At 37.2% G+C, this 18,772-nt stretch carries 19 protein-coding genes and 1 other annotated feature; of the genes, 6 read left to right on the forward strand and 13 right to left on the reverse strand.

The genetic code is table 11. The features are described from left to right. Positions 1–4: 4 nt before the first annotated feature. From HNQ80_RS23340 to HNQ80_RS23370, 7 genes are all read right to left on the reverse strand, one after another. Entirely contained in the window at positions 5–1,411 is a 1,407-nt protein-coding gene (locus tag HNQ80_RS23340; protein WP_184313240.1) for a nickel-dependent hydrogenase large subunit, read from the reverse strand. 21 nt (positions 1,412–1,432) lie between these two features. Then, on the reverse strand, positions 1,433–2,299 hold the full coding sequence (locus HNQ80_RS23345) for a hydrogenase small subunit (protein ID WP_184313241.1): 867 nt from the start codon (positions 2,297–2,299) through the stop codon (positions 1,433–1,435). Positions 2,300–2,316: 17 nt separating this feature from the next. Continuing rightward, entirely contained in the window at positions 2,317–2,742 is a 426-nt protein-coding gene (locus HNQ80_RS23350; protein WP_184313243.1) for a cytochrome b5 domain-containing protein, read from the reverse strand. A 104-nt stretch (positions 2,743–2,846) separates the two neighbouring features. Beyond that, positions 2,847–3,299 (reverse strand): manganese catalase family protein, encoded by a 453-nt coding sequence (locus HNQ80_RS23355; RefSeq protein WP_184313245.1) that lies wholly within the window; start codon positions 3,297–3,299, stop codon positions 2,847–2,849. A 290-nt stretch (positions 3,300–3,589) separates the two neighbouring features. Then, positions 3,590–4,372: an amino acid ABC transporter ATP-binding protein gene (locus HNQ80_RS23360; RefSeq protein ID WP_184313279.1), complete on the reverse strand. Its 783-nt coding sequence runs from the start codon at positions 4,370–4,372 to the stop codon at positions 3,590–3,592. Then, positions 4,365–5,006, reverse strand: a complete 642-nt coding sequence (locus tag HNQ80_RS23365) for an amino acid ABC transporter permease (RefSeq protein ID WP_184313247.1) — start codon at positions 5,004–5,006, stop codon at positions 4,365–4,367. Before HNQ80_RS23365 ends, HNQ80_RS23360 begins: the two co-directional genes overlap by 8 nt. 13 nt (positions 5,007–5,019) lie before the next feature. Further along, on the reverse strand, positions 5,020–5,841 hold the full coding sequence (locus HNQ80_RS23370) for an amino acid ABC transporter substrate-binding protein (protein WP_184313249.1): 822 nt from the start codon (positions 5,839–5,841) through the stop codon (positions 5,020–5,022). 93 nt (positions 5,842–5,934) lie between these two features. Further along, positions 5,935–6,199: a binding site (T-box leader), on the reverse strand. A 328-nt stretch (positions 6,200–6,527) separates the two neighbouring features. Between HNQ80_RS23370 and fbaA the strand changes: the two genes are divergently transcribed. Beyond that, positions 6,528–7,562 (forward strand): class II fructose-bisphosphate aldolase, encoded by a 1,035-nt coding sequence (gene fbaA, locus HNQ80_RS23375; protein ID WP_184313251.1) that lies wholly within the window; start codon positions 6,528–6,530, stop codon positions 7,560–7,562. An 81-nt stretch (positions 7,563–7,643) separates the two neighbouring features. Here fbaA and HNQ80_RS23380 read toward each other — a convergent pair whose 3' ends face one another. Further along, positions 7,644–8,042, reverse strand: a complete 399-nt coding sequence (locus HNQ80_RS23380; protein WP_184313253.1) for a pyridoxamine 5'-phosphate oxidase family protein — start codon at positions 8,040–8,042, stop codon at positions 7,644–7,646. 127 nt (positions 8,043–8,169) lie between these two features. Between HNQ80_RS23380 and HNQ80_RS23385 the strand changes: the two genes are divergently transcribed. Next, the gene (locus HNQ80_RS23385) at positions 8,170–8,514 is read left to right on the forward strand and encodes a winged helix-turn-helix transcriptional regulator (RefSeq protein ID WP_184313255.1); all 345 of its coding nucleotides are present in this window, start codon (positions 8,170–8,172) and stop codon (positions 8,512–8,514) included. Positions 8,515–8,677: 163 nt separating this feature from the next. Further along, complete coding sequence (locus tag HNQ80_RS23390; RefSeq protein WP_184313257.1) at positions 8,678–9,385, forward strand: L,D-transpeptidase family protein; 708 nt, start codon at positions 8,678–8,680, stop codon at positions 9,383–9,385. A gap of 138 nt (positions 9,386–9,523) precedes the next feature. Here the strand turns inward: HNQ80_RS23390 and HNQ80_RS23395 are convergent, their stop codons facing one another. Next, on the reverse strand, positions 9,524–11,002 hold the full coding sequence (locus HNQ80_RS23395) for an Lsa family ABC-F type ribosomal protection protein (RefSeq protein WP_184313259.1): 1,479 nt from the start codon (positions 11,000–11,002) through the stop codon (positions 9,524–9,526). 814 nt (positions 11,003–11,816) lie between these two features. On the opposite strand from HNQ80_RS23395, the gene HNQ80_RS26120 reads away from it, so the two are divergent. Next, complete coding sequence (locus HNQ80_RS26120; RefSeq protein WP_330603001.1) at positions 11,817–12,227, forward strand: L,D-transpeptidase family protein; 411 nt, start codon at positions 11,817–11,819, stop codon at positions 12,225–12,227. Between the two features lie 149 nt (positions 12,228–12,376). Here HNQ80_RS26120 and HNQ80_RS23405 read toward each other — a convergent pair whose 3' ends face one another. Then, on the reverse strand, positions 12,377–13,024 hold the full coding sequence (locus tag HNQ80_RS23405; protein ID WP_330603002.1) for a TetR/AcrR family transcriptional regulator: 648 nt from the start codon (positions 13,022–13,024) through the stop codon (positions 12,377–12,379). 140 nt (positions 13,025–13,164) lie between these two features. Between HNQ80_RS23405 and HNQ80_RS23410 the strand changes: the two genes are divergently transcribed. Together HNQ80_RS23410 and HNQ80_RS23415 are read left to right on the forward strand one after the other, a co-directional pair. Further along, the gene (locus HNQ80_RS23410) at positions 13,165–15,087 is read left to right on the forward strand and encodes an FAD-dependent oxidoreductase (protein WP_184313265.1); all 1,923 of its coding nucleotides are present in this window, start codon (positions 13,165–13,167) and stop codon (positions 15,085–15,087) included. A 147-nt stretch (positions 15,088–15,234) separates the two neighbouring features. After that, positions 15,235–15,606 (forward strand): pyridoxamine 5'-phosphate oxidase family protein, encoded by a 372-nt coding sequence (locus HNQ80_RS23415; protein ID WP_184313267.1) that lies wholly within the window; start codon positions 15,235–15,237, stop codon positions 15,604–15,606. A 52-nt stretch (positions 15,607–15,658) separates the two neighbouring features. On the opposite strand, the gene vanS is transcribed toward HNQ80_RS23415, so the two are convergent. The 3 genes from vanS to HNQ80_RS23430 form a co-directional block, all read right to left on the reverse strand. Continuing rightward, complete coding sequence (gene vanS / locus HNQ80_RS23420; protein ID WP_408626365.1) at positions 15,659–16,798, reverse strand: vancomycin resistance histidine kinase VanS; 1,140 nt, start codon at positions 16,796–16,798, stop codon at positions 15,659–15,661. After that, on the reverse strand, positions 16,776–17,474 hold the full coding sequence (gene vanR / locus HNQ80_RS23425) for a VanR-ABDEGLN family response regulator transcription factor (protein WP_184313271.1): 699 nt from the start codon (positions 17,472–17,474) through the stop codon (positions 16,776–16,778). The genes vanS and vanR overlap by 23 nt, the downstream gene beginning before the upstream one ends. A gap of 195 nt (positions 17,475–17,669) precedes the next feature. Continuing rightward, positions 17,670–18,506: a DUF624 domain-containing protein gene (locus tag HNQ80_RS23430; protein WP_184313273.1), complete on the reverse strand. Its 837-nt coding sequence runs from the start codon at positions 18,504–18,506 to the stop codon at positions 17,670–17,672. Positions 18,507–18,772 lie beyond the last annotated feature (266 nt).

An 18,772-nucleotide genomic window follows, 5' to 3' on the forward strand; every position in this document is an offset into this window, starting at 1 on the left:
ACACCTACACGACCCTTATTTTCACTGGATCAAATTTATCACTCATGATATGGGTAGCACAGGAAACGCACGGATCAAAGGAACGAACGGTTCTTCCGATTTCTACAGGGTGGTTTAGATTTTCTATTCGAGTGCCTATCAGAGCCTTTTCTAATGTTCCTTTTACACCTTGAGAATCTTCTGGTGAGAGATTCCACGCTGAAGGTGTAATGAGTTCATAGTTCTTTATTCTCTTGTTTTCTATGGAAATCCAATGGCCTAAGGCTCCTCGCGTTGTATCAATTAATCCTTTTCCTAATGCTTTATCGGGAATTGGATAAGGTCGTTGGTCAGCAGGCTGTAATTTTATTCTTTCCAGAAGACCTTCCATAACTTCTATAATCTTCTTCACTTCCAATACCCTTGCTATGGTCCTATCCATCGTTGATATACCTCTAGAATAATTCCCGCTCAACCACATTCTTGCCAAGGGTCCTGTCTCCATGGGTAAACCATCATATCTAGGCGCCTTAATCCAACTATAAGCACCTTCTTTATCAATCTTTTCGTCTATCGTAGGGTCTGTTGGTTTTTGAATCAAAGTTTCAGCTTCGTACCATGCCCTGTAAACATTTTCTGTTATTCGTTTCTCATCAAATTCTTGTTTATTTCCTTCTGTCCATATCCCTGATGAAACATAGAAGATGTCTTTGTCAGAGTAATCAAAAACACCATAACTCATCAGATTTCTATAGCCGCCTCCAATATGATAATAATCGGAATAATATTCAGCGAGGATCGTTACATCTGGGATCATTTTATCCAATACAAATCTCTTGATATTTTTCAAAATGGACTGTACTTTGATGAACTCCGACGCATCCAAATTAACAGTGACACCTCCAACAAAAATGCCATGATTGTGGGGTGCTTTTCCACCTAGGGTTGCTAACATCTCATGGGCTAAACGGCTATATTGTAGAGATTCAAGATAGTGACTGGCAAGTTCTTGATTTAACTTTTCAGGTAGTCGGAAATCCTGATGGGTGGCTTCATATAAAGGACTGATTTCTGGTCCCTTTATAAAATCAGGTAGGGTATACTGGTAGAAATGTCTTAAGTGATTCTGAAGAAACTCACATCCATGAATATAGTCTCGAATCATTCTATCGTTTTCATTTGGCTGTACTCCCAGTGCATCTTCCAATGCAAAGGTTGATGCCATGGAATGGGCCGTTGAACATATACCGCATATTCTCTCGGTAAAATAGATGGCATCTAGTGGTGGTCTATCTCGTAACATCTTCTCGAAACCACGAAACAATAATCCACTGCTTTTAGCGTCTATAACTACATTATTTTCAACCTTCACTTGTATTTCTAGGAAGCCGCTGATCCTTGTAACAGGATTTATTGTAATGATATTTCCCATGTTGTTCCTCCTAACAACCCTTTAATATCGAACAAAGGGTTCCATACCGTCTGGAAATCTTTCCTGAGCACATCCGATGCAAGGGGTGTTATCTTTAATCGGCCAATTTACATACCCATTCCATTCTCGTACAGGGCAGTCTGTTCTTGTCACAGGTCCACGACACCCAAGCTTGAACATACACGCTTCATCCCCAAGCTGCTTTGCAAAAATACCTTTATCAAAGTAGGATCTTCTTGTGCATCGGTCATGAATCGATATTCCGTAGAAGATTTTAGGCCTGCCTATATCATCTAATTCTGGCTTGCCAAAATAAATTAAGTGGGCAATGGTTCCTGTAATCCAATCAGGATGCCCTGGGCATCCAGGTACCCTAATTACCTCTCGATCCAATACTTGGCTCACACTTACACTCCCAGAGGGATTGGGTCTTGCAGCCGAATGTCCTCCATGGGATGCGCAAGTCCCGACCGCCAGAACATAGTTTGCTTTTTCTCCTGCATTTTTTACTGCTTCCAATGCAGTAATACGTTTTCCTCGATGATTGGCGATGATATTATACAAACCGTTGGCTTTCGTAGACACTGCTCCTTCTACAACCAAAATGAATTCTGCGGATAGGGTATCTAAAAATTGCTCATAGGCACCTTCTCCCTCAGCGGCCATCAAGCTATTACTGTACCTTAACCTCACCATATCCTTTAAAAAGTAGGCTAAGTCAGGATTTTCACCATTCATCAACGATATGATATTCCCTGAACAGCCGGTAGCTTCCAACCATATTAAATTCATTTTTTCATTAGGCATCTGTCTGACCTTCTCTTTCGCTAATTCAATGATATTTCTAGCTGTCATGTTTTTTGAATGGACCATGGGGCAAGATTCCATTTTTCTAATCCCTCCTATCAAGCCTTTAGTATTCCTACTTTAGGAAGCTTGTTTAAAATCGATTCCATTCCATGACATCCTTTGAATTGAGTGGTGAGGTCTTTTCCTGCATATAGACCAAAATGGGTCCCTCCTCCCCAAGTTGCCTCGTTACCGACATCATAGACAATGTCATTTACCGCTACATAGGCTGGATTTCCACCTGAACCGTCGTATATTGCCAGTTCTGACAGAGTAAACTCTTTCTGAGGTATTTGACGGGATGGATAAGAGGAATATGTATCATGGTCCTGAAACATCTGTCTATCTCTATGTTGATATAGATTTTGACAATGCATTCTCTGATATGGATGGCAGTAATCGCATGGCATCCACCCATCATTCCAAGGTGTATACCAGTGAATGTAGGAAGGATATGGTAAATAGTAGTAAGGATGCAACATATTGATTCCCCCTTTATTTCAATCGATAAATTATATGTAAACTGAAGGCTTTTAAGAAGGTTTATTATAAATAAACAACAGACTAAGTTATCTTAGCCTGTTGTTTATTTTTCCATTGCATATAGATAGACAAATCTAGTAGCATGCTCCTGCTCGTCTGTAATTATTTCATAAAGATCATCTTGCATCTGTCTTGTTGGCAGCATTGCCTTAATTCTCCTATATAGCTCTACTGCCTCCAACTCTCCATCTATGCTTGTTTCTATTGCATTTTGTAATGTACCATAGTCTTCAGCCCTAGGAACTGGAATTTCTATTCTTTGTCCAGTCAACTGGGCATATATTTTTTGAAACATAGTATAATGTTTGCCCTCATCTTCATATGCAAAACGAATTTGCTCCTGTACCTTTTTATCATCTGTCATCTCCAGCATCTTTCCATACTTTACTCTATCGTGGCGCTCATCTTTCATCGCTTCTTGTATCAAGCCTAAAACTGCAGGATCATAGGGTATAGGTGTATTGTAACCATATCCCATATGCATTTCTCTATACATAGCAACTCCCCCTTATTCTTTCATTGAAGAAACCCCTTCAATGCATTATATGTAAATATTATCTCTTAAGTGAAAGAAGCCAGTGATCTCATTTCAACGAAGCAAGGAGTTAAGCTATCGATAAACCAAACATTCCGATACTCAATAAATCTTTTAATTTCCTATAGACATAAATAAAAGAGTCTTAATGAAAAGCTACTTTTCAACAAGACTCTTTTAGAAGCAAATTTACACGATTCATTTTTCTTTTTAGTGTAACAGGTATGCCATAAATTTTTTCGATAAACATATTATCCATGTCCAAATGAAGTCCCAATAAATTTTTTAACCCTTTCACTCTCTGCCTGATTGAAAAACCCTTTTCCATCCCCTTCTTCAAGAATACGGCCTTCTTCCATGAAGATCACTCTGGTGGCTACCCTTTTAGCAAATGCCATATCATGGGTAATGATTAGCACAGCCATCTGACTTTTAGCTAAGTCCTCAATGATTTTTGCAATTCCTTCGCGCAGCTCAGGATCTAGGGCAGAGGTAGGCTCATCAAAGCACATGATTTGAGGATTTAGGGCACAGGCTCTCGCAATAGCTACCCTTTGCTTCTGCCCTCCTGATAGTTGAAAAGGATAAGCCTCTGCTTTTTCCGCCAAATCCATTTTTTCTAGGAGTTTCATGGCTCTCTCATTAGCCTCCTGTTTGTCCATGCCATATACTTTGATAAGAGATGCCGTGATATTCTTTAAAACGGATAGATGGGGAAACAGGTTAAAGTTTTGAAAAACCATCCCCACATTTTTTCGAATCTGCCGTCTTTCTTGCTGAGAAGCGTAGACGCTTTTCCCATTAACATCCTTGCAGATAGGGAATCCATCTATTTCAATACTCCCACTATCACAAAATTCCAGTCCGTTGATACATCGGAGGAGGGTAGTTTTTCCTGCACCCGAACGACCGATGATAGCTACGATCTCGCCTGTTTTTACCTGAAAGGATACACTCTTCAGTACGGGATTTCTTTGAAAGGCTTTTACCAAACCATTCCCTTCCAATACGATTTTTTCTTCTTTATTATTCATAGTAGGCATAACCCTCCTCCAATCTTTTAAATAATTTAGTTAGCAGCGCTGTCAATAAAAGATAAAATACAGCAACGACTACTAGAGGTACTAGGGAAGCATCTCGATTAGAGGCAATTTTCCCTGCTCGTAGAAGCTCTCCAATCCCTACCACATATACCAAGGACGTGTCCTTGATGAGGGTAATGACCTCGTTCGCTACAGGTGGAAGAGTCCTTTTAAGGACTTGAGGGAGAACAATCTGTGTAAAAGTCTGGAAAGGTGTAAAACCTAATACTTCCGCTCCATCATACTGCCCTTTATCGACAGATTCAATGCCTCCTCTGAAAATCTCACCAAAATAGGCACCATAATTGAGTACAAAGGCAATCATCACCGCCGTAAATCGATCAAAAACAATCCCAACCAGGGGCAGACCGAAAAATACGAATACCAACTGCAGCAGCAGCGGCGTTCCCCGCATGACCCAAATATATAATTCAACGGTTCTTGACAAGAGTTTTATAGGAGATAATCTCCCTAGGGCTAGAATAACACCTAGGGGGATCGATAGTATCAAGGTCAGGGAAAAGACCTCTAATGTAGTGATGAGTCCTGTGGCCATGGCAGGCAGCAGTTTATATACATATGCCATTTTGTATCATCCTTTACTTTACAATATTTTCTCCAAACCATTTTTCCGAAATTTGACTGGAAGTATTGTCTTTCTTCATATCATCCAATGCCCCTTCGATCTTTTCTAATAATTCTACATCTTTCTTTCGCAGCCCAATACCATACTCTTCCCGACCGAAATCGTCTCCTAAAACCTTATATTTGTCAATGCCTCTCTCTTGGATATAGTATCTGGCAAGAATTTCATCAGCCACTACAGCATCAGATCTGCCTGCCTCTAAATCCATAAAAGCTTCATTGTTTGTATCAAAGCCTATAGGCTCTCCACCTGCAAAGGATGCCACAAGATCTGGCTCTTTGTTCACTGCATCATAGGAGCTAGAACCATTTTGTACAGCTACCTTTTTACCTTCCAAGTCTTTTTTACTATTAATTTTGGAGTCCCCTAGCACCACAATAACCTGTCTATTCTCAAGATAAGGCTTCGTGAAAGCTACCTTCTCCTTTCTTTCCTCTGTAATCGTATAGCCATTCCAGATCAGGTCTATGTTTCCGCTGTTTAACTCGGTTTCCTTCATGGACCAGTCAATAGGTTGAAACTTTACTTCCAATCCGACCCTTTCAAATACAGCCTTGGCCAAATCCACATCGAAGCCTACTAATTCTTGGTTTTCATCTCGAAATCCCATAGGAGCAAAGGTATCATCTAATCCTACTATTACATAACCTCTTTCTTTCAGCTTTCCATAAGCATCCTCAGCAGAGGCCGCTTTCTCCCCACACCCTGTGAGAGTTAGGGCTCCCAACATAAATATCAGTAGAATCATCATTGTTTTAACCATTCTTTTTTTCATATTTAGCCACTCCTTGATTTTAATTTTTATATAAATTTGCGGCGCCAGCAAATTTATAGTTGAAATATAAAAGCTCCCGTCTCTAGCGTTATGCCAGAGGACGAGAGCTATACTCACGTGGTTCCACCTCTTTTTATTGATACCTCACGATATCAACCTTATCGAGTACGACAAATAAATTTGTTTATACTCTAGCACGATAACGGGTGCAGGTTTTCCGAAAGCAGTCTACTACCCCAAAGGGATTCGATGCTTAGCTCAGAGATGTGTTCAAAATACATTCTCATGCCCCTCTCACCAACCGGGAACTCTCTGTAAGAGAAATCGTATCTTTACTTCTTCTCATCAATGCCTTATTTGTATTTGCTTTAGTATAGTAAAATATTAAAGCATTAAAGCAAATTTGTCAATGGCAATTTTATGTATTCGCCCTAATCTGGAGGTAATTTTTACCCAATAGAAACCCGGTTTACGTGGTTTAAAGCAGATGAAAATCTATAAGTTTAACTTGATTAATCAACATCTTGACGTATCAAACTATTCTAAATATTTACATTTAAATTTCCAGTGATTTATGGTAAAATCATTATAGATCATTTTTGTCCCACAGGGTCTTTCTGTGTCCCTTATGTGCATTCTATGATTCATCTTCAACCTTAAAAAAGAATATAAAAGGAGGACGTACTATGCCAATTGTAAATTATCAACAGTACTGCAACATGTTAGATCATGCCAAGAAAAACAAATTTGCTTATGTAGCTGTAAATGTTACTTCTATGTCTACTGCAAATGCTGCTATGAAGGCTTTTGCAGAGATGAAAACAGATGGAATCATCCAAATTTCTACTGGTGGTGCAGAATTCGCATCTGGTCTCGGTAAGGATGGAATGGCCCTTGGTGCTATCAGCTTAGCGAACCATATTCATTTGCTAGCAGAAAAATACAATGTCTATATTGCATTACATACCGATCATTGTCAGGAAAGTAAACTAGATAGTTTTCTTCTTCCCCTGATTGAAGAAACAGAAAGAAGAAGAGCTCAAGGTCTTCCAAACCTATTTAATTCTCATATGTTTGATGGAGGAGAACTGCCGTTACAGGAAAACCTACGAATTTCAAAAAGCTTATTGGAAAGATGTGCAAAAAACGAACTGATTCTTGAAATAGAAGCGGGAGTTGTTGGAGGCGAAGAAGATGGTGTTAACAACGAAGATGCTCCTGCTGAAAAGCTATACACAACACCTGAGGATATGCTGGCAGTAGCAAGAGAGTTAGGAAAAGTAGCGAATGGCAGATTTTTACTGGCTGCAACCTTCGGAAATGTCCATGGCGTATACAAACCCGGTAATGTCAAACTAAGACCAGAAATTTTAAAACATGGCCAAGATGCGATTATCAAGGAATTTGGCGAAGGAAATGCCCTCGACTTGGTATTCCACGGAGGATCAGGTTCTAGTATTGAGGAGATCCATGAGACTTTAGACTACGGTGTTGTTAAAATGAACGTGGATACCGATATGCAGTATGCCTTTACTAGAGGTATTGCTGATCATTTCTATAAGAATTATGACGGCATTCTAAAAATAGATGGTGAAGTAGGCAATAAAAAGGTTTATGATCCCCGCAGTTATCTCAAAAAAGGTGAAGCTGGCATGATCGAACAGATGAAAAAAGCCATTGTTAGCCTACGTTCACAAAACACTTCATTATTCCCAAGATAACAAAAATAAGGAAGGAGCTCCTTCCTTATTTTTTTATGATTTTTCGTATAAGTTCACTACACTTTCAGCAACGATCCTTATTTAAAAATGAATCTTTTCAAAGTTACCATTGAAATCAGCGATTTCAGCAACTCCATCTTTTAAATAGAAGTTAGCCATCATTAATCCACTTTCCTCATTATAAATCCTTTTCAAGCTTGGCATAGCCTCAAAGGCTTTCGCCATCACTTCTTCACTTTCGTCAAATACGGCAACACCACTTATTCTAATCCATTGTCCTGAAGAACTCGTAGTTGATATTTCTACATTTGGATTTGCAACAACCTGCTTATAGGATTGTTTGTGATTGCCCATGCCAAAATATAGTTTCCCATTATGCTCCATAAAGAAACCGAAAGGTCTAACTTTAGGCTTATCCCCTTCTACCGTTGCAAAATAAAATGTAGGATTCTCTTTTAAGAAATTGATGATTTTTTCCATTTTCTCTCCCTCACTCCCATGATTGTAATAAATCTATTTACATATATATTTTAAGGTATATAATTTATATATCAAGTACGATTATATTTTGTAGTTACTATCTTTTAGAATAGTATGAGGTGAAAGTATGCACAATGACAAAAATAATTTTGAAAATTGTCCCGTTTTTACTGTACAAAAAATCATTGGGGGAAAGTGGTCCATACTTGTACTGCATCACTTAGGAACAGGAACCCTTCGTTTTGGAGAATTAAGCCGTTTGATGCCTATGATGACCCAATCGGTTTTAACCAAAGAACTTCGTAATTTAGAAGGTTATCATCTTATAAGTCGTAAAGTTTACCCAGAAGTGCCACCAAAGGTAGAATACTCACTAACTGACATTGGCAGGAAATTTTTGCCTATTTTAAAGCAATTAACACAGTGGGGCGAGGATTATAAGCAATGCGTTAAGGCTATTAGAATTGATTAGTGTCAAAGAGATCGATTCTTTATACTCTTAAGATATATGTATTATTTTTCCGTCATCCTTACTTCTTAATTTATACACTCTATTAAACTCCCTCAATATATGTTATCTTTTATGGCTTTCCTCACATATGATGGTATAAATTGAATATTTGAGGTGATTGTCCATGTTTCGATATACAAGAGCCCTGAAGCTAGGTGATCGGGGTCAAGATGTGAGAGAGATTCAAGAAAGACTCAACACACTGGGTTTTGATGCTGGGTTAGAAGATGGTATCTTTGGCGAATCCACAAGGCAAGCAGTAATCCAGTTCCAAAGAAGCAAGGGTTTAACTGCTGATGGTATTGTTGGTCCCAGTACCTATACAGCCCTTATGGGTGTAGGAGGAAAAGCAAAGATTTTGATTAATCTATCTGAACGAAAGCTTTATCTTTATCTAGATAATCAGCTTCATCGTACCTTCCCTGTGGCTATCGGTAAACCGAGCACACCCAGTCCTACTGGAACCTTCAAAATCACAGAAAAAGCCCCCAATCCAGGTGGTGTTTTCGGCACCCGATGGATGCGTTTCTATAAGGACTATGGTATCCACGGTACCAACAATCCGGCTTCCATAGGAAGAGCAGTTTCCAATGGCTGCATCCGTATGTATAACCAGGATGTCAACTATGTTTATAGCCTAGTTCCTATTGGCACTGAGGTGAATATCGTGAGTTCTCAATCAACCGATCGATATTATGTGGTTCAAGCAGGAGATACTTTATTTAGCATCTCTCAGAAACTCGGTGTAAACTACGATGCTCTTTTAAGAGAGAATAGCATTACTGATCCAAATATGATTTATGTAGGTCAGAAACTACTCATTCCAAGATAAAACTACAAAACAGCAGGATGCATTCAAAACAAATGTACCCTGCTGTTTTTATTAAATAAACATTGTCAATCATACCACAAGACCATCCCGTGGCACATTGTATTCGTATTAAACACAATTAATCTCTATTTTTATCCTTTACAATTCTATCGTTTTTGTAGCAACATTCTCGCAAAATGCACAATCATGCTCAACAAACAAAATTGTTGGTTGATATTCTAGCAGCAATTTCTCAATCTGCATGCGAGAAATGACATCAATAAAGTTCAATGGTTCATCCCAAATATACAAATGCGCCTGTTCACACAAACTTTTTGCAATCAATACTTTTTTCTTCTGTCCTCCACTAAAATTCTCAATATTCTTTTCAAACTGCTCTCTTGAAAAATCGAGTTTTCTAAGAATCGATTTAAATACACTTTCATCAATACACTGTTTATCTGCATACTCAGATAAACTGCCATATAAATCCGATGTATCCTGGGAAACATACGAAATGATTAACTGACTATTTTTCCTCACAATTCCATTATGAGGAATATCATGTCCATAAATCAACTTCAAAATACTTGATTTTCCACTACCATTCTTTCCCTGAATAGCAATTCTTTCCCCTCGCTCCATGGTAAAGTTTACATCTTCACAGACAATTTTATCATCATAATAAATTGAAACATCTGTAAGTTCCACAATCTTATTATCATGAAAAGTAAGCGGCAATATTTCTAGCCTTTCATTACTTTCAATATTTTTAAGAAGTTTTGATTTTTTCTCAATCATGTTTTGTTGTCTAGATTCTATATTCTTAGCACGCTTCATCATTTTTGCCGCTTTGTGTCCAACATACCCTTTATCTAATTTACTCCCAGAATTAGTGGCTCCATGCTTGCTACTTTCCACACGATCTGACCATTCAGATGTACGCTTTGATGAACCCGAAAGTCGGCTGATATCTCTTTTCAACTTTTCGTTTTCTGCTATTTCAAAACTATCTTGTAATTCTTTGTTTCTCCACCATGAAGAAAAATTTCCTTTCTGTATTTCAATATTCGTTTTATTAATAGCCAAAATATGATCAACACAATTGTCCAGAAAAGATCTATCATGTGAAACTAGAATAAATCCTTTCTTTTTTCCCAAGTAATTACTTAGTTTTTTTCTAGCTTCAGCATCCAAATGATTTGTAGGCTCATCAATAAGCAAGAATGAGTTCTCCTTCAAAAACATAGCAGCAAGCAACACTTTTGTTTGCTCTCCTTTTGATAGTGTATAAAACTGTCTGTATAAAACATCATCGTCTACTTCCAACAACGATAATTCTTTCATTATTTCCCAATCCATTGAATTTGGACTGATTTCCCTTATGATATCTATGGTGAAAAATCCTTGTTCCCGCACCTCATAAGGAAAATATTCAAAAGTTATACTCGCAGAGATATTCCCTTTATATTCATATTTTCCAAGTAAAAGATTCAGAAAAGTAGTTTTTCCTCGCCCATTTCTTCCTGTAAAACCGAGTTTCCAATCGGTATCAATTTGAAAGCTTACATTTTCAAAAATAGTATCATAACATCCTTCATAAGCGAAGGCCAGGTTTGTAATATTTATTAAAGACATATTTTTGTCCTCCCTTGTAAATTTATAGTACAAATAACAAAGTCGGAACAATAGGCGACTAGTATTACTCCATACAAATGTCGCCCGCAGTATCCGGCTTTATATGAAGATTATCATGTGTTATTATAGTGTCTTTACTATTCATTGTATTATCCATCCTCCTTAATCACACTATTTATAAAAAATAAGAGCTGCAAGAAGTTTATTCTTACAGCTCGTAAATATACATAGTTAAGCTAATAATGTTAGCATAACCTAAAAGTATATATTGAGAGAAAAAAGAACAACTTTCTTGCATAAGCACAACAAACCAAGCAGAACACATCCGCTTAACATTTCGTCATATTGCACTTTAAAAATTAGCAAGAAAACTTAATCATCTTTTCACCTCAAATTTTAGATTAAATAATATTATACTACTATACGTAAAAAAAATCAATAACAAATGAATCAATAATACTATTTTTGGCCCTAATTCAATCGTTAGAAATTCGTCAAGGCTATTCGTTGTTAATTAATTCAATAATACTCGCTTCGACTTCTCTTCCATAGGGTGTACAGTTCCACAAAAGCCCATCAATTTCGCACATTAGTAGTTTTTATAGTAATTATATACCCTCAAGGGGATATTGTCTTTTTATCACTTTCACTCATCTATTTAAACATTAAATACACAAAAAGGATCAGTTTTCACTAACCTCTTAATTGTAACCTATTTCCAGATAGGCGACTATTGTCCATGAGATAATATGTCAGGAATAATACTAAACCAGCTTTATATTTCCATTTTGTTATTTCTCATCCTTTACTGGGTATCGGGTCGTTCGGTAAACCGAGCACACCCAGTCCTACTGGAACCTTCAAAATCACAGAAAAAGCCTCCAATCCAGGTGGTGTTTTCGGCACCCGATGGATGCGTTTCTACAAAGACTACGGCATCCATGGCACCAACAATCCGGCTTCCATAGGAAGAGCAGTTTCCAATGGCTGCATTCGTATGTATAACCAGGATGTCAACTACGTCTACAGCCTTGTACCCATTGGTACTGAGGTAACTATCATAAGCTCTCAAACTACAGATCGATATTATGTGGTTCAACCAGGAGATACCCTTTATAGTATTTCTCAAAAGCTAGGTGTCAGCTATGATGCACTATTAAGAGAGAATAGTATCACCGATCCCAATATGATTTATGTAGGGCAAAAGCTTCTCATTCCTATGTAGAAAATAAAAAAGTATCAGGGTAGGTTTGTATGAACTTGCCCTGATACTTTTATTAAGCAATTATTAACAATCATGACACAGAACCGCCCGAAACCACTGAAACAAGCCCTCTAGACTTAATATTGCAAGATGAATTCTCTTCCTTTAAATTAATGGGGCTTGTTTAGCAAACTATTTAAATAAGCTCTGAAAACTCTATCAATTAACCCCTCAAAATCTAATTCTCCTTCAGAAACGCACCAATTATACAAAAAACCATGGCATAGTATGCATAAATCATAGGATACTTTTGTGGTATCTACATCTTCAATTAGTATCTTCTCCTGCTTACCTTGATTTAAAATTTCCACGGATTGATGAAAAGCTAGAGAAAACACAGCTGTATTCATATAGTCTTCCTTAGGGGAAGGCAGCAAGCCTTTATTTTTTGTGGATTGAAAGCTCGCCACGAACTCGTAGCCTCTTATTCGACAATGTACCGCAATAGACTTAAAAATTTCTATTATTTTCTCAATATGATCATATTCGTCCAAATTCTTTTCTTTTGTAAAATATTCCTTTGAAAATTCAAAATACCGCTCTGCTAGATATATTGAAAGCAGATTCTCTTTTGTCTGGAAATGATGATAAAAAGAGCCAATAGATACATTTGAGATATCACATATATTTCTAACAGTAATAGAGTCATATGTATACTGTTTCATTAATTTATCTACAGCTTTTAAAAGCTTCTGCCGAGTTTCATTAGACTTAACTTGTTGTCTGCTTAAAATCGATTTAGAGTAAATCGTAATCACTCCTTTTTTCAATTTTGATTTTTATTATATCACACTTATTATAAATAGAAAGCTTGACAATTAGTCTAATAGAAAATATAATTAGAACACGAACTAGAACATGTTCTAATTCGTGTTCTATATTAAAAGGGATGAGCCGAATGTATGAAAAAATATTCGAACCAGCAAGAATTGGAAACTTAGAGCTAAAAAACCGAATAATTGTTACACCCATATCTACAGTAATGGCAAATGAAGATGGATCTCCATCAGAAAAATATATTCGTTATTTAGAAGAAAAGGCAAAAGGTAACTTTGGTTTAATTGTAACTGAATATTATGTTGTTGAGCCCAAAGCGGGTCTTTTTACTAGATGCTTTAACATTTCCTCAGAAGAATTGATAGAAAAGCACAGTGAAATAACAAAACGAGTGCATGCAGCTGGTGGGAAGATTTCTGCTCAAATAAATCATGGAGGCCGTCAAATACGCAAAGAAATTTTTGGTAAAAAACTAATAGCACCTTCTTCAGTGAGAGATTTTGCTATGCGAGAATTACCAAGAGAATTAACTATAGAAGAAATTCATAATCTAGTTGAAGGTTATGGAGACACTGCTTTGAATCTCAAGAAGGCCGGTTTCGATGCAGTTGAGATTTATGGTTGCCATGGCTTTCTCGTAAGTCAATTTCTATCTCGTTCTTCAAATAAGCGTACAGATGAATATGGTGGTTCATTACAGGGTCGCTGCCGTTTCGTAGTAGAAATCATTCAAAATATCCGTAAAAAAGTAGGTAAGGATTTCCCTGTTACAATAAGAATTTCCACAGAGGAATTTGTTCCAGGCGGTCTTACCTTAGAAGAAAATAAAGCTATTGCTGTTATTTTAGAAAACGCAGGAGTTGACGCTATAAGTTGTTCAAAGGGAGTCTTTATTACTGCAGAAAATATCGCTCCTCCAAATATGCTTGAGCACGCAGGCTACGTGAATAATGCAGCAGAAATTAAAAAGGTTGTTAATATCCCAGTTATTTTTGCTGGAAGAGTCAACGACCCAGCCATTGCAGAAAGCATTCTTCGTTCTGGGAAAGCAGATTTTGTCGGTATGGCTAGAGCCTCCCTTGCTGATCCACAATTTTTAAACAAGGTAAAAGAAGGACGTCTTGATGATATCCAATATTGTATCGGTTGTAATCAAGGTTGTGTAGGCAGTGTACACAAAGGCATGCATGTGTGTTGTCTTGTTAATCCTTTCACTGGTAGAGAAGATGAAATTGAGGTAAAACCTGCTGATGTTAAGAAAAAAATAATTGTAGTCGGTGGTGGTATTGCCGGCTGTGAAGCAGCATTAATGGCAGCTAAACGAGGACATGATGTAACAATTTACGAAGGCCAATCAAAATTAGGAGGTCAGTGGAATTTAGCTGGAATACCTCCTGGAAAAACTGAATTATTATCTTTACTTACATGGCAAAAGCATAAGCTAGATAAATATGGTGTAAAAGTAGTTCTAAATACTCATATAACTGTAGATATGGTTCAAGCAGAAAAGCCAGATGAAGTTATTATTGGAACTGGAGCTACACCTTTCACTCCACCAATTAATGGGATACATCAGCCTCATGTTGTGTCAGCTAATGATGTTTTATCTGGAAAAGAGTTCTTTGGTAAAAATGTAGTTGTTATCGGTGGAGGTCTAGTTGCTGCAGAAACAGCAGAATTTATTGCAAGTTACGGCTCAATAGTAACAATGATTGAATCAGCAGATGAAATTTTAAAAGGCATGATTCATCACAATAGAAACGCGCTTATGAAAAACTTAAAGCACCACGAAATTGAAATGCATACTAGTTCATCCGTAACAGAAATTCAATCTGATGCAGTTTTATATGAATATAAAGGAAAACAATATAAAGTTGAGGAAGTTAATACCGTCGTTGTTGCTATCGGTTCTAGACCACTCAATGAATTAGAGAGTTTCTTGAAAGCTGCAGGTATTTCTACTAAAGTTATTGGAGATGCAGCAAAAGTTAGAAACGGCCTTGATGCAGTTTATGAAGGCTTCATGGCTGGCATTACTGTTTAATATAAATTGGCTTACTTAAAAATCAACTAACTATAATGCGCTCTTTAGATAATGCTTAGATACTGAATCGGTAACATGGTTTCGCATACAAAAGTTTTAACCTACACATATTATTAATGATTTAATTACTTTAAAGGAGAGATTTAAATGTTAAATGAAAAATTACTTGAAGTTATATCTCATGAAGGAGTAGTGACTATAGTATCTTGGAATAATAACGAACCACACGTAGCAAATACTTGGAACTCATATGTTAATGTAACATCTGATGACAGAATATTAATACCTGCAGGAGGAATGCAAAGAACACAAAAAAATGTTGACCAAAATAATCATGTAAAGATCGCTTTAGGTAGTAAAGAAGTTATGGGCTTTCAATACCCAGGAGCAGGCTTCGTAATTGAAGGAACTGCAAAATTTGTTGAATCAGGTTCAGATTTTGATATGATGAAAGAAAAATTCCCATGGCTAACTAGAGTGTTAGAGATAACAGTTTCATCTGCAAAGCAAAAAATTTAGTTATTATATGAATTAAAAAGTGTCGTCATTATCAATAAGACGACACTTTTTCTTATAACGAAAGCTTTACTGTAAATGTAGTATTTTCTGTGTTGCTTTCCACAGAGATTGTTCCATCGTGAGCCGTGACAATTTCTTGTGCGATTGCCAAACCTAACCCTGCTCCACCGGTGTTTGTGGAACGTGCAGAATCTAATCGGTAAAATTTTTCAAAAATAGTTTCAAGCTTTGCCTGGGGGATTGGATTTCCCTGATTAGTAAAAGTTATAACAATATTTTTGTCCTGCTGTTTAGCAGAAATGTCAATGACGCTGTTTTCATAGCTATAGGCTATCGCATTTTTCAGAATGTTATTGAATACACGGGCCAGTTTGTCTGCATCTCCCCACAAAGTGAGACCATCTGGTACATTGACGGACATCTGCTTTCCTTCTGGAGACAGCATTGGATAGAATTCGTCCGCCATCTGCTGGAGCATGAACAGTAAATTGATTTTTTCTTTATTCAAAACAATCGTTTGAAGATTAAATCTTGTGATCTCAAAAAACTCATTTATAAGCTGCTCTAATCGATAAGCTTTTTCCAAGGTAATACCGACATATTTTGCCTTCTGTTCAGGAGGCATATCAGGAGCTTCATCCAGAAGACTTAAGTATCCTATAACGGAGGTCAGAGGTGTCTTTATATCATGAGCCAAGTAAACTACCAAATCATTTTTGCGCTGCTCGGCATCAAGTGCGGCTTTCTTTTGTTTTTCCAAGTTGTTTTTTATCTGATTAAGCTTATTTTCCATAAAATCCAATTCCGGTGATAATGTAATTTCATCATCGGATTCCTCAGCAAGTCTATCCATTCCAGCAATGACTTCATCGAAATATTTAGTAAACCAAGAAACAGAAAATCGAAAAAGGATAACTAAAAATATTAGGGTTACAACAAAAAGGATCATCTCCATATTGTTGCGAATCACCAACTGATAGATTGTCTCTGCGTCCGAATTATTAAAATGAAAAGCATTGACTAAAAATCTAACGATACGATCTCCGATCTGTCCACGCAGGATATAGCGCAATAGATAAGCAGTTGCAGCGGCGGCAAAAATAATAAGGAGCATTTGAAAAAATACTTTCCATTTTAATTTTGTATAATCATTCCTTCTTTTATCTCTCTTACTTTTCAATTTTATAGCCAACCCCCCATACCGTTTTGATATATTTGGGATGCTCTGCGCTGTCGTGCATTTTTTCTCTTAAATGTCGGATATGAACCATTACAGTATTATTGCTATTGGTGAAATATTTATCTCCCCATACCTCATGGAACAATTCTTCCGAACTTACCACCCGTCCGCGATTGGAGCAAAGGACCCAAAGAATTGAAAACTCTGTAGGAGTGAGAGATAGCTTTTTTTCATTCAGCGTACATTCACGGGTATCCTTGTTCAGAACTAAACCTGAAAATTCGATCAGCTTTTCCTCACGCAATGATTCGATAGAATTATATTTAGTAAACCTGCGTAGCTGCGCCTTGACACGGGCAACAAGCTCCAAAGGCCGAAACGGTTTTGTCATGTAATCGTCCGCACCTAGTGTCAATCCTGTAATTTTATCAATTTCTTCTTCTTTAGCGGTCAGCATGATAACAGGGAAATTATGATTTTCCCTAATTTTCCGGCAGAGAGTAAAGCCATCAATATCCGGCAGCATGACATCAAGTATCGCAAGCTCTAACTGTTCCGACTCAACACACCGGAACGCGTCTTGACCGTTATAAAATTTGTATATTGTAAAACCTTCATTTTTTAAATAAACTTCAATTAGGTCTGCTATGGACTGCTCATCGTCTACAACCAAAATATTGATACTCATAAGCTCTATCCCTTCTTCCTGATTAAACACTCATTATTATAGTACTACAAAACAAAAATTTATATCATAATAATTTTCTTATGAAAACCTTAAGGTTTTATTAATATAGACTTTAATCTATTTCCCATACTAATATAAAGGACTGCCATATGAAATGCAATTCTTTCATAGAAAACGTCCATTATTCGGTTTTCCTTAGCTCATATCAGGCAGCTTGTCTAGCATGTACTTTTTCAGCACCGGGTATACATAAAAGTTGGTAATCAAGCCTGTTAAGCTCATTGTTATGAATAGGAACATCAAAATTCCCACCGCAGGGATCAGTAACAGCGGCAATAGAGCCAATATAGAGCAAAGGGCGAGTATCCCCAGATTTGGAAAGAACCTAATTATAGAAAATATAAAAGCGTTTTTATATATCTGTTTGACTGAAAGCCTGAATGTAATCAGCATTGGATAGATATACATATGCATCATCACATAGATGATGAAAAATATTATGATAAAAAAAGTTGCTGCAGTCTGAAGCATGTTTTTTTCGCTTATTCTCATATAAAAGCTGATATCAATTCCAATAATAAGTACCACAACCAGGTCAATAAGACATATGAGGCTGCTTTGTCCTGCATTTTTAATGGCATGCTCCTTAAAATCCCCCCATAAAAACGCATGCTCTTCACGGGAGAAATTCCTTAGTATGTAAGTAAAGCCTGCCTGTGCAGGGCCGGTTGTCACAACCGGTATGCATACCAGGATAGCACCGGCTGTAAAGTAAAACATCAATTCATAAATGCTATTGCCTGTCATAACTGTGCTTTTATTCAGCATCGGCAGAAAAAACTGTGCAACCAGAGGCATCACTATCACTGCAGGCAGGTTGAATAAAAGGAACAGCATATTCAGCTTGACAAGGTGCCAGAACTTGCGCAGGAATATATCGAAGAAAATGACAATCCGGGGCTTAGATGGGGCATTTTCGGGAATACCCGGACCCGGTTTTGTGTAGTCGAAAAAACTAAAAAAACCTGCCATGAGAGATCAATCCTTTCTTGCTGGATTCAGCGGTATATTGCCTGTCTGCAGCAAACTGCATCAGTAGATATCATATCCTGATGAGGCTGTGGTACAACATATAAAGAATGCGTCATATCGTAGGCAACCGTTCCGAATCATTGTCTGCCCGTAATCGGAACACCACAAGGGGCGTTCCCTTGTAATATATAGTTAGATGGATTATCCATTTTCTATCTTAAAAAAGTCCGAATAATCATGTCAGTGGGTATATAAATCTGGAAGGA

The sequence above is a fragment of the Anaerosolibacter carboniphilus genome (assembly GCF_014205875.1).
Classification (GTDB): Bacteria; Bacillota; Clostridia; order Peptostreptococcales; family Thermotaleaceae; genus Anaerosolibacter; species Anaerosolibacter carboniphilus.

What these genes read in the sequence shown, in the direction of transcription:
- HNQ80_RS23340 (WP_184313240.1), bottom strand. Translation starts at nt 1,411, where the DNA reads ATGGGAAATATCATTACAATAAATCCTGTTACAAGGATCAGCGGCTTC.
- HNQ80_RS23370 (WP_184313249.1), bottom strand. Translation starts at nt 5,841, where the DNA reads ATGAAAAAAAGAATGGTTAAAACAATGATGATTCTACTGATATTTATG.
- HNQ80_RS23380 (WP_184313253.1), bottom strand. Translation starts at nt 8,042, where the DNA reads ATGGAAAAAATCATCAATTTCTTAAAAGAGAATCCTACATTTTATTTT.
- HNQ80_RS23345 (WP_184313241.1), bottom strand. Translation starts at nt 2,299, where the DNA reads ATGGAATCTTGCCCCATGGTCCATTCAAAAAACATGACAGCTAGAAAT.
- vanR (WP_184313271.1), bottom strand. Translation starts at nt 17,474, where the DNA reads ATGAGTATCAATATTTTGGTTGTAGACGATGAGCAGTCCATAGCAGAC.
- HNQ80_RS23360 (WP_184313279.1), bottom strand. Translation starts at nt 4,372, where the DNA reads ATGAATAATAAAGAAGAAAAAATCGTATTGGAAGGGAATGGTTTGGTA.
- HNQ80_RS23395 (WP_184313259.1), bottom strand. Translation starts at nt 11,002, where the DNA reads ATGTCTTTAATAAATATTACAAACCTGGCCTTCGCTTATGAAGGATGT.
- HNQ80_RS23410 (WP_184313265.1), top strand. Translation starts at nt 13,165, where the DNA reads ATGTATGAAAAAATATTCGAACCAGCAAGAATTGGAAACTTAGAGCTA.
- HNQ80_RS23385 (WP_184313255.1), top strand. Translation starts at nt 8,170, where the DNA reads ATGCACAATGACAAAAATAATTTTGAAAATTGTCCCGTTTTTACTGTA.
- fbaA (WP_184313251.1), top strand. Translation starts at nt 6,528, where the DNA reads ATGCCAATTGTAAATTATCAACAGTACTGCAACATGTTAGATCATGCC.
- HNQ80_RS23365 (WP_184313247.1), bottom strand. Translation starts at nt 5,006, where the DNA reads ATGGCATATGTATATAAACTGCTGCCTGCCATGGCCACAGGACTCATC.
- HNQ80_RS23350 (WP_184313243.1), bottom strand. Translation starts at nt 2,742, where the DNA reads ATGTTGCATCCTTACTACTATTTACCATATCCTTCCTACATTCACTGG.
- HNQ80_RS23355 (WP_184313245.1), bottom strand. Translation starts at nt 3,299, where the DNA reads ATGTATAGAGAAATGCATATGGGATATGGTTACAATACACCTATACCC.
- HNQ80_RS23415 (WP_184313267.1), top strand. Translation starts at nt 15,235, where the DNA reads ATGTTAAATGAAAAATTACTTGAAGTTATATCTCATGAAGGAGTAGTG.
- HNQ80_RS23390 (WP_184313257.1), top strand. Translation starts at nt 8,678, where the DNA reads ATGTTTCGATATACAAGAGCCCTGAAGCTAGGTGATCGGGGTCAAGAT.
- HNQ80_RS23430 (WP_184313273.1), bottom strand. Translation starts at nt 18,506, where the DNA reads ATGGCAGGTTTTTTTAGTTTTTTCGACTACACAAAACCGGGTCCGGGT.